The sequence below is a fragment of the Veillonella parvula genome (assembly GCF_002005185.1).
GTDB lineage: Bacteria > Bacillota > Negativicutes > Veillonellales > Veillonellaceae > Veillonella > Veillonella parvula_M.
Genome location: NZ_CP019721.1, coordinates 353,644 through 366,458, shown reverse-complemented (window position 1 = coordinate 366,458; position 12,815 = coordinate 353,644). Strand labels below are relative to the sequence as shown.

The 12,815-nt window shown below is 38.7% G+C and carries 10 protein-coding genes; 7 read left to right on the top strand and 3 right to left on the bottom strand.

Features of this window, described 5'->3' with window-relative positions; translation table 11 throughout:
• Nucleotides 1-4: 4 nt before the first annotated feature.
• Together B1A77_RS01815 and B1A77_RS01810 are read left to right on the top strand one after the other, a co-directional pair.
• Complete coding sequence (locus tag B1A77_RS01815) at nt 5-346, top strand: hypothetical protein (RefSeq protein ID WP_038150492.1); 342 nt, start codon at nt 5-7, stop codon at nt 344-346.
• 172 nt (nt 347-518) lie between these two features.
• Nucleotides 519-998, top strand: a complete 480-nt coding sequence (locus B1A77_RS01810; RefSeq protein ID WP_237301789.1) for a hypothetical protein — start codon at nt 519-521, stop codon at nt 996-998.
• Between the two features lie 151 nt (nt 999-1,149).
• Here the strand turns inward: B1A77_RS01810 and B1A77_RS01805 are convergent, their stop codons facing one another.
• On the bottom strand, nt 1,150-2,505 hold the full coding sequence (locus B1A77_RS01805) for a class II fumarate hydratase (RefSeq protein WP_077707746.1): 1,356 nt from the start codon (nt 2,503-2,505) through the stop codon (nt 1,150-1,152).
• 448 nt (nt 2,506-2,953) lie between these two features.
• Here B1A77_RS01805 and B1A77_RS01800 point away from each other — a divergent pair, with 448 nt between their 5' ends.
• The gene (locus B1A77_RS01800; protein WP_077707745.1) at nt 2,954-5,032 is read left to right on the top strand and encodes an OPT family oligopeptide transporter; all 2,079 of its coding nucleotides are present in this window, start codon (nt 2,954-2,956) and stop codon (nt 5,030-5,032) included.
• 11 nt (nt 5,033-5,043) lie between these two features.
• On the top strand, nt 5,044-5,889 hold the full coding sequence (locus B1A77_RS01795) for a polysaccharide deacetylase family protein (RefSeq protein ID WP_077707744.1): 846 nt from the start codon (nt 5,044-5,046) through the stop codon (nt 5,887-5,889).
• A gap of 93 nt (nt 5,890-5,982) precedes the next feature.
• On the opposite strand, the gene B1A77_RS01790 is transcribed toward B1A77_RS01795, so the two are convergent.
• Entirely contained in the window at nt 5,983-7,353 is a 1,371-nt protein-coding gene (locus B1A77_RS01790) for an S-layer homology domain-containing protein (RefSeq protein WP_004698262.1), read from the bottom strand.
• Nucleotides 7,354-7,536: 183 nt separating this feature from the next.
• Nucleotides 7,537-9,252: an S-layer homology domain-containing protein gene (locus tag B1A77_RS01785; protein WP_077707743.1), complete on the bottom strand. Its 1,716-nt coding sequence runs from the start codon at nt 9,250-9,252 to the stop codon at nt 7,537-7,539.
• A gap of 523 nt (nt 9,253-9,775) precedes the next feature.
• Between B1A77_RS01785 and B1A77_RS01780 the strand changes: the two genes are divergently transcribed.
• The 3 genes from B1A77_RS01780 to B1A77_RS01770 are packed head-to-tail and all read left to right on the top strand — an operon-like array spanning nt 9,776 to nt 12,699.
• Nucleotides 9,776-10,513: a (Fe-S)-binding protein gene (locus tag B1A77_RS01780; RefSeq protein WP_004698263.1), complete on the top strand. Its 738-nt coding sequence runs from the start codon at nt 9,776-9,778 to the stop codon at nt 10,511-10,513.
• A 12-nt stretch (nt 10,514-10,525) separates the two neighbouring features.
• A complete protein-coding gene (locus B1A77_RS01775) occupies nt 10,526-11,971 on the top strand; it encodes a LutB/LldF family L-lactate oxidation iron-sulfur protein (protein ID WP_004694882.1) in 1,446 nt (481 codons plus the stop codon).
• The gene (locus tag B1A77_RS01770; RefSeq protein ID WP_077707742.1) at nt 11,971-12,699 is read left to right on the top strand and encodes a LutC/YkgG family protein; all 729 of its coding nucleotides are present in this window, start codon (nt 11,971-11,973) and stop codon (nt 12,697-12,699) included. The genes B1A77_RS01775 and B1A77_RS01770 overlap by 1 nt, the downstream gene beginning before the upstream one ends.
• Nucleotides 12,700-12,815 lie beyond the last annotated feature (116 nt).

The window sequence follows — 12,815 nt, the reverse complement described above, 5'->3', positions numbered from 1 at the left end:
AGTAATGCTTCAGGACTTAATTATAATAATAGGAATAATATTTTTTGTATACAAATTAATTACTCATGAAGGTAAGCTTTCATTAGCCAGAATTGTGGCAATGTTAGGTATGTCTATATGGCTTGGGGTAGGTTTGCTCCATGAAGTCGTTTCGATATTTGTATTATTCTTTTTGTCTTCAGTTGTTATGGGGATTTCTTTAATCGGAATGTATTATATACCTCGTAGTGAAAATTATGATGCGGTTGAAACACAAAAGCATCAAAAATTATTTAAAGGCGCCTTATACTCTTGGCTTTTTCTAGTAGCCTTATACATATATTTATATGTTTTAACCTATTATTAAATATTATACTTTTGCTTGGATTCGTTTAGCGTGAGTTTTTGCAAGTGGTAATCTAGAATTCGTGAGAAATCTGGATTTGGTATTAGACATGCGGATATTAAAAAATATTCTTATTACTATTCTAATTTTATTTCCTTTTTGTTGGTTCTATAATTTTGATTTAGATGGCACAATGAATTGGGCTTTAGGGCGATATGAATGGCCGTATCAATTTAATATAGCATTACGGGATAATTGGAAAAGAGTAGGAATAGAAGGTTATGTCTTTTCTTATGAAACACATTTTCCTTTTATATATGTTTATGGGGCTGGAGGGTTCACAAAAATATTAAATGTTCCGTTTATAGGTTATATAGAGAAACTACCCAATGATAGTTTTTATAATCAAAAAGGATACGGTGAAAAGTTAAGTTATGCTGATGATACAATAGCTGATATGAAAAAAGCCTATGGTAGCACATTAGTTATTTATACATCATTTAATGATTTCTCTATACACGACCAAGAAATTTTTAGAAATATGGTAATAAATACAAAAGCAAATGATTATAGATCTCCATATAACGCAAACGCTATTCAAGAAGGATATATTAATATTATTAAAGTTTTCAAAGGGTTAGAAGCTTTATTAGGTCAAAAAATTACAATCTAATTTTTTTAGTCTTATAAAACTCAAAAGAACGCTATAGTCTAATCTTCAGTAATAAGTAGTACTGAAGGTTTCAAGACTATAGCGTCCTTTTATTTTCCGTTCATTTGAGGTATGAGAGGATGTTACAGATATGTCATAGAGGTGAGAGATTTTATTTCATGCGAACTGCTTCGGCAAATTCGTCTTCGGTCATGAGTTTTTCTTCCAAGATGATTTCTTTAATAGAGCAACCGCGTTTGTACGCTTCTTTTACCACCTTAGCGCTCTTGTCGTAGCCAATATATGGTGTTAAGGATGTAGCAATCATGAGAGATTGTTCTACGAAGAAGTTGAGTTTTTCAGGTACAAATTCTACGCCGTCGATACAATGTGTTGTGAAAGAGTTCATAGCATCTGCGAGGAGGCGACAGCTTTCAACAAAGTCATAGATCATGATAGGCATATACACGTTCAATTGGAACGCACCGCTGCCTGCACAGAGCGTCATAGTTGTATTGTGGCCGAATACTTGGGCGCATACCATGGTCAAAGCTTCACATTGAGTAGGATTTACCTTGCCTGGCATGATGGAGGAGCCCGGTTCGTTTTCAGGAAGATGCCATTCGCCGTAGCCACAGCGAGGACCAGAGCCTAAGAAACGGACGTCGTTGGCGATTTTAAATAGGGTAGTCGCTAATGTGTTAAGTGCACCGTGAGCCATCATAAATGCATCTTTGAGAGCAAGTCCTTGGAATTTGTTATTCTTAACACGGAATGGAGCACCTGTTACCTCTGGCAATACAGTTTCCATAACGTCTAGATAGCCCTTAGGTGTGTTCACACCTGTACCGACCGCAGTACCACCGAGTGCTACGTCGAGTAGGTGGTCAGCATTTTGAAGGAGCATAGTTTTGGCAGTTTTTAGGCCGTCCACAAAGGCGCTAATTTCTTGGTCTACCATGATGAAAGTAGCATCTTGTAGGTGGGTACGACCAACTTTTTGCAATCCTTTTCCTTTTTTTTGCAATTTTTCAAAGGATCCGATAAGGCCGTCCAATGCAGGAATTACGCGTTTTGTAATTTCAAAGTATGCACAGATATGCATTGCCGTAGGGAATGTATCGTTTGTACTTTGACCGCGGTTTACATCGTCGTTAGGATGAAGCGGATTGGATTCATCTAACTGTTTAGCTCGGTGAGCGATGACTTCGTTCACATTCATGTTAGTTTGTGTGCCGGAACCTGTTTGGAATACGGTTAACGGAAATTCATCATCCCATTTTCCGTCCACGATCTCATCTACTACTTGAGCGATGAGTTTCGCTTTTTCCTCAGTTACTGCGCCACACTTTGCATTGGTTAAAGCACATGCTTTTTTTACAAGCGCAAGCGCCTTGATTTGTTCAATAGGGATGCGGTGGTCACCGATCTTAAAATTATTGAACGAGCGTTGCGTTTGAGGTCCGTAAATTCGTCTAGCGTCGACTTCGACTGGTCCCATTGAATCGTATTCAATTCTTGTTTCCATAATGTTTACAACCTCCTTAAAAGACATGCCGACCCTACTGTCGGTACTTTAATTATATAAAATCCTGTATATTTGTACAGAATAAAAGAGAATGATTTCTATTTTCATATAATTGATAGGTGTATATGCATAATGCGCATATACACCTATCTCCTCCCTACAATATATATGTGATGATTTATATTTAATTTGTATATATGTTTTATATAATGCTGATCTGAGAGGGAGAAGGCGATAGCCCAAAACCGACTTAGCGGCCCCGCGGAGCGGGGTGGGTGGCTTTGGAGGCTTTTGGGCTATTGCCTTTTCCATAGATCAAGAGTTGGAGAAAATATGTATACATTATAAATGTCGCATATATATTGAAATCATCGCTTTAACACGATAAAATGGAAGTAGCTTAGTATATTGTTTTAAGTTTATGATTTCACAGAGGAGGTAAGTACTTATGAAACATGACTTTACGAGCCATGACCTTCATCTGCCGGAACTGACGTTACGTGGGATGCTACTTGGTGCATTGATTACTGTTATTTTTACAGCATCTAACGTATATCTTGGTTTGAAGGTTGGTTTGACGTTCTCGTCATCCATTCCGGCTGCTATTATTTCAATGGCGATTTTGCGTTTTTTCAAGGATTCTAACGTTCTTGAAAATAACATGGTACAAACGCAGGCTTCTGCCGCTGGTACATTGTCCGCTATTATCTTTATCTTGCCAGGTTTACTCATGCTTGGGTATTGGAATGGCTTTCCATTCTGGCAAACATTTTTGCTCTGTGCCTGTGGTGGTTCTCTAGGTGTATTATTCACCATCCCATTGCGTCGTGCCATGGTAGTGAATAGTGATCTACCATATCCTGAAGGCCGTGCAGCAGCAGAAATTTTAAAGGTTGGCTCTCACAATGGTGAACAAGGCCCTCAATCTAGCTCCGGTATGACAGACATTGTGTCCGGTGGCTTTATAGCTGGCCTTATTAGCCTTTGTGCAAATGGTTTCAAAGTACTTGGCGATAGCATGAGCTTCTGGATTCCTGTAGGTAGCAAAGGTATTACTCAAATTCCTTTGGGCTTCTCTACAGCGTTGTTAGGTGCTGGTTACCTTATCGGTATCGCTTCTGGTATCGCTATCCTCGTTGGTGTACTCATCGCGTGGGCTGGCTTCGTGCCTTACTTCACTAATATGTTTGCTCCAGATGGCGGTGCTACTGCCAAGTTTGCAATGGCTGTTTGGAAATCTAAAGTTCGTTTTATCGGTGCTGGTGCTATCGGTATTGCTGCGATTTGGACTTTGATTACCTTAATCAAACCTATCATCGAAGGTATGAAAATTTCTGTTAAATCCATGAATAGCAGTTCCGCAGAACGTGAATTGCATCGTATGGATACAGATATGAGTACAAAATCCGTTTTAGGTGTATTCATACTTATTCTTATTGGTTTAGTATTTACATTCTGGGATTTCGTATCTGTCGTACCTATTAGTGCAGGTTTAATGTGGACACTCGTTGTAGTAGGTATCGTAGTAGCTTTATTAATTGGCTTCTTCGTAGCTGCAGCGTGTGGTTATATGGCGGGCCTTATCGGTACATCTGCTTCTCCAATTTCTGGTATCGGTATTTTAGCGACTATTATTTCTTCCTTAGTTGTATACTTTATCGCAGCGGAAAATAATTTATTTGCTACACAAGAAGGTGTTCAGTTCGCTACTGCTATGGCTATCTTTATGACATCCGTAGTTATTGCGATTGCATCTATTTCTAATGATAATTTACAAGATTTGAAAACTGGACAACTCGTTGGTGCTACACCTTGGCGTCAACAAATTGCCTTGTTACTTGGTTCTGTAGCCGGTGCCATTGCAATTGCTCCAGTTCTTAACTTGCTTTACCAAGCATACGGTTTCACAGGTGCGTTACCACGTGCTGAAATGGATCCAAGTGCTGCATTATCTGCTCCTCAAGCGACTTTGATGACTACCATTGCACAAGGTATCTTCAACTCTAGCATGGATTGGGACTATATCTTAATCGGTGTTGGCGTTGGTGTTGTGGCGATTATCGTCAACTTGATTCTCAAGAGCACAACTGCAACCTTAACATTGCCTCCATTGGCTGTTGGTATGGGTATTTATTTACCACCTACTTTAGAAGTACCGCTTATTATTGGTTCTTTCATCAGCTACTTCGTAGGTCGTTATCTTGTAGCTCGTGCTAAAATGCGTGCCGGTGAGCTTGCTGACTACGATGTAGAGCAATCCAACCGCCGTGGTGTTCTCTTTGCTTCTGGTCTGATCGTTGGTGAAAGCTTGATTGGTGTAATCATAGCTGTTATTATTGTATTGTCTGTTACAACTGGTGGTGGGGAAGCTCCACTTGAATTAGTAGGGCCTGAATTTGAAAGCACAGCACAATGGTTAGGATTGCTTGCATTCATATTCGCTGGTCTCTATCTTGTTCGCCGTGTTGTTACACACAAGTTCAATAAAGAAGAAGCTCTTGCTATGAAAGCTGAGCAAGAACAATAAGAGGTTAAACAATGAAATTAAAACAGTCTGTACTCATCATTATGGCTGCTGCATTGCCAGTAGCCTCCTTCGCAGCAAGCGAAGTAATACCTGTAACGCAAGATACTGTAAATGTACAAGCAAATCAAACAAATGCGAAACGTGTTAACCGTAATGATTTAACATATCGTATTTCTAGTACTGCTACACCTGAGCAAAATCGTGCGTTGCGCTCTAAAGCGTCTAAAGTAGATCGTAATGCAGTGGAAGTGGTAGCTCCAAATGCGGACCGTTATATGGATCGTAAAGAGGTTGCTGTATCACCTGTGGAATCTACTACAGATCATTTGGATTTAGTATTCCCAGAGGTTAAATCTGTTAGCCCTGCGGTAGAAAAAGCAATCAATACGACCATCAAAAAGTATGTTTCTAAAATACAAAATGATGTAGAAAAGTTAAATGCTAAAGAATCTGATAAAACAAATGTAGTTATGTACTATGATGTTAAAACAGATAAAAACGGTATTTTCAGCGTATTGATTCACACATATACTATGCGTGATCATGATGCCAATGGTGTAAACTATGTAAAAGGCTTCACATTTAACACTACAACAGGGCGACAATTGTCCTTGTACGATCTTGGTGGTCTTAATAAAAAAGAACTGGTGAATGCGATTAATAATAATCAAGATGTGAAAGATAAATTAGGTGGCGATGTAAATATCGATAAAATGCCTACTGAATTCTACACAACAGATGATTATTCCGTTGTAATGATCTTGCAACAAGATGTGGATGCAATCCATAGCGCAGGTACGGTATATGTACCAGTTGGTATCTTGCGTGACCGCGAAAATGATGTAACAAAAAAATAATCGAACTGTGTAAATTCGATTATGTGTGTATAGTAACAGCTGTTTAATTGTGAAAAGAACCGCTCCTAAGGGGGCGGTTCTTTTTTGTCTATGTTATTGTTTGTCGTTATAATAGTTTACGCGTGGTGGTAATGGGAATTGAATGTTTCCGTCTGACTTTGTAAGTGGTTCTGGTGGTAACTGTAAGAATACATTATCATGGAATTTCTTTTTAAATGCTTTCAATGTCGATTTTTGAATAGAATCAACGGTAATGAGAAGGGCACTTGTATCAGTATTTGGGGAGATGGAAAGAATCTTTCCTTGAGGTTCTTTTTGTTGGTAAAGGGCGATGGCATCGGATTGATACTCCTCTAGTTGGGCCTGATTTAATTTACCTTTTGATACGACTACAGTTCTATCTAGCTGTGGATCATGAGCCTCTGTAATCGCTTTGGAAACAAGGTCAGTTTTCTTTTGATCCGTTAAAGATGCATGTAATTGGCCTGCCTCCCAGAATAGAGCTCCGTCTTGACGGAATTTGGTGAAATCATTGCCATAGCCTAATGCTTTGTCGATGATATTAGCTGTTTTGTTTTCTACTTGTTGCTTGAACAATGTATTGTGGAAGGCAAGTGCTTGTTCTGTTTGTGTCATGCGGTACGCAATTTCCGCTGCTTCTGCACGAGTCACATATTTTTCAGGGTTAAACAATGTACCTGGAGCGTAGTTTGTGAACCCAAGATAGGCAAGCTCGCGAACGGCATCTTGTGCCCAAGGAGCTACAAATTTTTGGTCTCCATAGGCTATATTATCAAGAACTGTTGGGTCTTCAGTGGTATATCCTAAGTAATGGATATAGTTATCTGCTACTACCGCAAACTCTTGGCGGGACATATATTTCTCAGGTTTATAAGTGTCATCACCATAGCCGCTGATGATATTCTTGCGAGCTACAGATTCAATAGCAAGAGCAGACCAACGGTCAGATGTAATATCTTTAAATTTACTTGATAAAAAGGCGGCCGTACCATCATCCGTAATATTGTTGAAGAGCGCTGCTACTTCTTCACGTGTCATAGGTTGGTTAGGTCGGAATGTACCATCAGAATACCCTTTCATTAGGTTTGCTTTTGTTACAGTGCTAATCGAGTTAGCTGCCCAAAAATCACTAGGCACATCTGTAAAGATGTGGGCGCGGATTTTTTGAATATCTTGAGGTGTACCGATAGAGGTGTTTACAATTGCAGGTGATGCGGTATTAGTAGATTTAACGTTAGCCGCTTCTGTTTTAGTAGTCTCCATCTTCGTAGCATCTGTTTTAGCCATTGGTGCTTTAGTTGTTTCCATTTTAGTGGCTTCAACAGTAGTTGCAGGAGCATGAGTTGTAGTGGTTGTGTTTGCAGAAGCAAAACCAAGGCCTGTTGTAGTCAATAATGTGCCGAGTACGAGGGCACGTAATGCGTGAGGGGTATTCTTGTACATAAAAATCCTTCCTAATCATGGTAAAGGCTAGCGCTTGATAGCCGTAGAATATAAACTTTCACCAGCATAAAAAGCTATATCCGTCGCATCATAGTCAATTAGTTGGCATGCATAGTGATATACAACAAAGCAGCGTAGTACTGTCGAGTATACGCTGCCTTGGCTGGTTAAGTGTAACGCCGATTAGCGTTTTACTGTCATTTTTACTTTGGAACCGAATAATTTAGAGATCCCTTGTTGTGTTTCTTTAGATGCTGTAGATACAACTGCGTAAAGTTGGTTATTTTCTACATCAGGGAATGTAGCTAGAATTGTACCTGCTTTTTCATTTTTGTTGTAGTAGTTGCGGAAGTTTGTATCGATTGCATCGTATTCAGCTTGGCTGTATTGGGAGGATTCAACTACAACATAGTTATTTACAGTAGAATCACCACGGTTTGCAAGGTTAGCTTTTACTGTGGAAATATCGCTGTCTGTTTTCAAAGCTACGTGTAATTGATTGTCACGCCAGTACATTACGCCATAATTTTGGAATGCATCTTCTGTTTTATAAGTTTTATTTAATTCAGAAAATACTTTGTCTTCTAATGCAGCTTGTTGTTTTTGATCAAGTGCTTTTAGTGTGCTGCGACGAACAGGGCGAACGGTGCGAGTAGGTTCAGCTTTTTCAGCTACTGCAGCATCTTTATTGCCTTTTACGTCTTTTTCAACTTTTTTTGCATCAGATTTTACAGCTTTATCAGCTTTAGCTACATCCTTTTTAGCGTCTTTACTTACTTTAGATGTATCTTTCTCTAATGCTGTATCAGCTTTTTTGGCATCTTCTTTTACAGCTGTCTCAGCTTTAGCTTCAGTTGTACTGTGTTTCGGTGTTGCAAGGCCAGCACCATTAAGCATGCGGTTCAAGATTGTTGCCGCTTGTGCTCTTGTTACAGGTTGTTTAGGGTTAAAGTTTTCTGTTGCCCCAGATGCTACGATGCCTCGTTGTGCCATGTATTGGATATCTGCCAAGTAAGCAGAGGAGATGCTAGCTTCGTCTTTGAATGTTACTTTTTCTGCTTTTACAGGTGTAGAAAGATTCAATTTTTTAGCTAGACTAGCAGCAGATGCAACGAATTGTTCGCGGTCCATAGTTTTGCTAGGTGTGAAAGCTGTTTTAGATGTGCCTTCCATTACGCCTGCAGCACTAACTAATTTGATAGCAGAGCTAGACCAACGATCTGCTTCCACGTCAGAGTAGGAGGTAGAGGATTCTTTTGTTGCAATCTCTGCTAATTCTTGTTCGTTTAAGTTGTGTTGTAGCACTTTGCCATAAATAGCAGCTGCTTGTTCACGAGTAATTTGTGCACTAGGTTTGAATGTATTATCAGCATAACCAGAAAGGTAACCAGCTTGTGTCATTGCTTGGATAGCATCGCGAGCCCAGTTATCTTTTGTGTCAGGGTATACACCAGTAGGTAAGTTTTCTTTAGTTTTTACAACTTTTTTACCTTCTACCTTTGCAGCATCTTCTTTTACATCATTTTTTACGGAAGTATCAATGCGTTTAACGTCATTTTTTACAGAAGTATCAACGCGTTTAGCATCGTTTTTTACGGATGTATCAGTGCGTTTAGCAGCGTTTTTAGCGGATGCATCAGCATGTTTTGCATCACGTTTTACAACTGTGCTACCATGTTTAGCATCATTTTTGACGGATGTATCAATACGTTTAGCATCGTTTTTAACAGATGTATCAACACGGTGTTCATCCGCTTTAGCAGATACCTCAGCTCTAGTAGCCACATTAGATACTTCAGATTTTATATGAGTCGCAGTTGTTTCAGCGTGAGCCATGCTGAATGTAGAACCAAGGGCCAATGTAATTGCTAAAGACAAAGATAATTTATTTAGTTTCATGAAAAGGGCTCCTTTCAAACTATACTTATATAAAATAAATTATAACACTTTTTAAATTTATACACTACTATAAGAAAATGTAATCTATAAGGATAAAACTTACATGAATTTGAAAATTTGAGTACCATTATATAAATATAAAATGAAATATAGATAAAAGTTGATTTTCTAGTAGTTAAAAATGCAAAATGATAAACATTCGCAAAATCTAGATTTTATGGGGCTTTTACAAGAAAAAATGATAAATGAAATAATAGATGTGATAAAATTCAATGTTTGTTATTACAAAAAGTCATAACGATATAAGAAATAAAAGGGTACATACGAATATAGCAATTCTTTGGACAATATCTACATGATTAATTTATAATTATAGCGATGAGCTTTTGAATATTTATTTGAAAGCATAAGTAATGTTCAGGGCAGAAATTTAGTCGAAAAATTCACTACTAAAAATTGCCATAACACATACATATCAAAATTTTTTATTAGGTTAAGTACTAGAAAAGACGAGGAAGATAATATGAAAATTCATCTTTTCCAACAGTGTTTGATTGACATGTTCTACCCTCATGTAGGTATGGCTGGTGTAGAAGTACTTGAAAGATTAGGTTGTGAGCTTGTAGTACCTAAGAAACAAGTATGCTGTGGACAAATGTTCACTAACTCCGGTTATAATGACGCGGCTATGGACGCAATTAAGAATACAATCGAATGCTTTGAGAACGCTGAATATGTAGTCAGCATGTCCGGTTCTTGCGCTTTTGCAATCCGCGATGAATATCATCATTTCTTAAAAGATCAACCAGAGTGGTTGGCGCGCGCAGAAAGATTGAGTGGTAAAATTTACGAATTCACTCAATTTATTACTGACGTATTAGGTGTTGAAGATGTAGGGGCTCGTTTTAACGAATCCGTTACATACCATACATCTTGCCACGTAACTCGTTTGATGGGCATTAAAGAGCCTCCTTTCAAACTCCTTAAAAACGTTAAAGATATCAACTTGATTGAATTACCACGTGCAGATCGTTGCTGTGGTTTCGGCGGTACTTTCTCAGTTAAAAACCCTGAAATCAGTGAAGTTATGACACGCGAAAAAGCATTGGAAATTGCTGGCACAGGTGCCAACGTTATCTCCGGTTCTGACCAAGCGTGCTTAATGAACATCGCTGGTATGCTTGATCGTCTTCATAAAGAAGGCGAAATTGATCGCCGTATCAAAGTTATGCATATTGCTGAAATCTTAAACTGCCGTTAAGGAGGAGACGACATGGCACTTATATATGACAATCGCCCCTATAAAACACGTATAAAAGAATGTTTGGCTGACGATTTCAAAGTTGCAGCTATTAAAAAAGCACAAGACGTGTTTTATGATAAACGTAATACAGTAGTTGCGGATGTTCCTGAATGGTTAGATTTCCGCGCTGAAGCGGCTAAAATTCGCGATCACGTACTTAACAACTTGGATTACTATGTAAGTCAATTTGCTGACAATGCTGAAAAAGCTGGTTCTAAAGTTCACTTTGCGTTCGATGACAAAGAAGCGACTCAAATTGCATTAGATATCCTTCGCCAACGCGAAGCAAAAATGATCGTTAAATCCAAAACTATCTTAACTGAAGAAATTGGTTTGAACGAAGTATTAGAAGAAGCTGGTATTGAAGTTAACGAAACTGACTTGGCTGAATTTATTTTGCAAACTGCAGTAAGTCCTCCATCTCACATCGTAGTACCAGGTCTTCATTTTGAACGTAACAAAATCCGTGAAATTTTTGCTGAAAAATTAGGTTATACAGGAACTGAAAACCCTACGGAAATGACTCACTTTGTACGTGGTTATGTACGTGAGCGCTTCTTAAAAGCTGATGTAGGTGTTAATGGTTGTAACTTTGCAGTTGCTGAATCTGGTACATGTACAATCGTTTCCAACGAAGGTAACGGTCGTATGGCTAGTTCTATTCCTAAGACTCAATTAATTTTCTTAGGTACAGAACGTATTGTTCCTGATTTCAAAGCTCTTGATGTTATGATGGAAATGTTGAACCGTTCTGCAGTAGGTTCTAAGATTTCTAACTACTTCTCCATGATGACTGGTCCTGCGCGTCCTGGTGAAGCTGATGGTCCTGAAGAAACTCATATCATCATTATTGATAACGGCCGTTCTGGCATCTTGGGTGGTACATTCCAAGAAATGCTACGTTGTATCCGTTGTGGTGCATGTATGAATATCTGTCCTGTATACCGTCACGTTTCCGGTCATGGATATGGTTCTGTATATCCAGGTCCAATGGGTGCTGTATTGACTCCATTATTCAAAGGTTACGATGTAGCCGGCGATCTTCCATATGCTTCTACATTATGCGGTGCATGTACAGAAAACTGTCCAGTAGCTATTCCATTGCATGAATTGTTGATGGAGCACCGTCATATCATGGCTGATATTGAAAAGACTCGTCCAAAAGCAGAAGAAGCTATCTTCACAGCAGCTGCTAAGATGTTTGGTAATGCAACATTATTTGATCTTGGCACAAAAGCTGGTGCTATCGGTATGAACTTAATTAGTAATAAAGAAGGTAACATGCCTGAATGGACTCAAGCTATTCCAGTTATGAACGGTTGGACTAAGTCTAAAGAGTTGGGTTCCTTGAAATTCAAGAAATTCCGTGATTTATATGCTGAACATGAAAAGAACAAGAAGAAGGAGAAAAAATAATGGATGTAGCTAAACGTAATCAATTTATTGCACGTTTATCTCGTGCATTAGGCCGTGATCAAGAAATGTGCCCTGCTTTTGTAGAAGGCTTTGATTATAGCCATGGTCCTCAAGAAACTATGTTCCAAGATTTGAGTCGGGATCAAATTTTGACAATGTTTAAGGAACAATGTCAACGTGTTGGTACAAAATTCGTTGAAACTACACCTGACAAACTAGGTGAAACAATTTTGGCAGCTATCGAAGACTGGGGAAACGGTAAAATTGTATTCCCAAGCTCTCCTGAAGTAGAAGAATATAAATTAAAAGAATTGTTCGAACAAGATGCAGCTAATAATGGCGGCACTCGTACATACTTCCAATGGGATCCAGCTAAAGGTCGTGAAGAATGTATTTCTAATACTGCTAATGCTGATATTGGTATTACATTCCCATACTGCGGTATTGCGGAGACTGCTACTGTAGTACAAGCTTCTGGTGAGGACTCTGGCCGTGTGATTAGCTTGTTGCCTACAACACATATTGCTGTGTTGTATACTGATACAATCAACCCTCGCATGACACAAACAATGGAACATTTGGCTGAACGGTATCACAACGATCCAGCTAAGTTCCCTACAAATATCTGCTTGATTTCTGGTCCGTCCCGTACGGCGGATATCGAATTGGTAACTGTAGATGGTGCTCATGGTCCTATCCAAGTAACCTATATCTTAGTTAACAGATAATATAATAGCTAGATTTACTAAAGGCGATTTTCTTCTGGAAAATCGCCTTTTTGGTGTATATATTACAGAATACATTAAATATTACCAAAAATTAAATATTATACTTGTATTTTTTT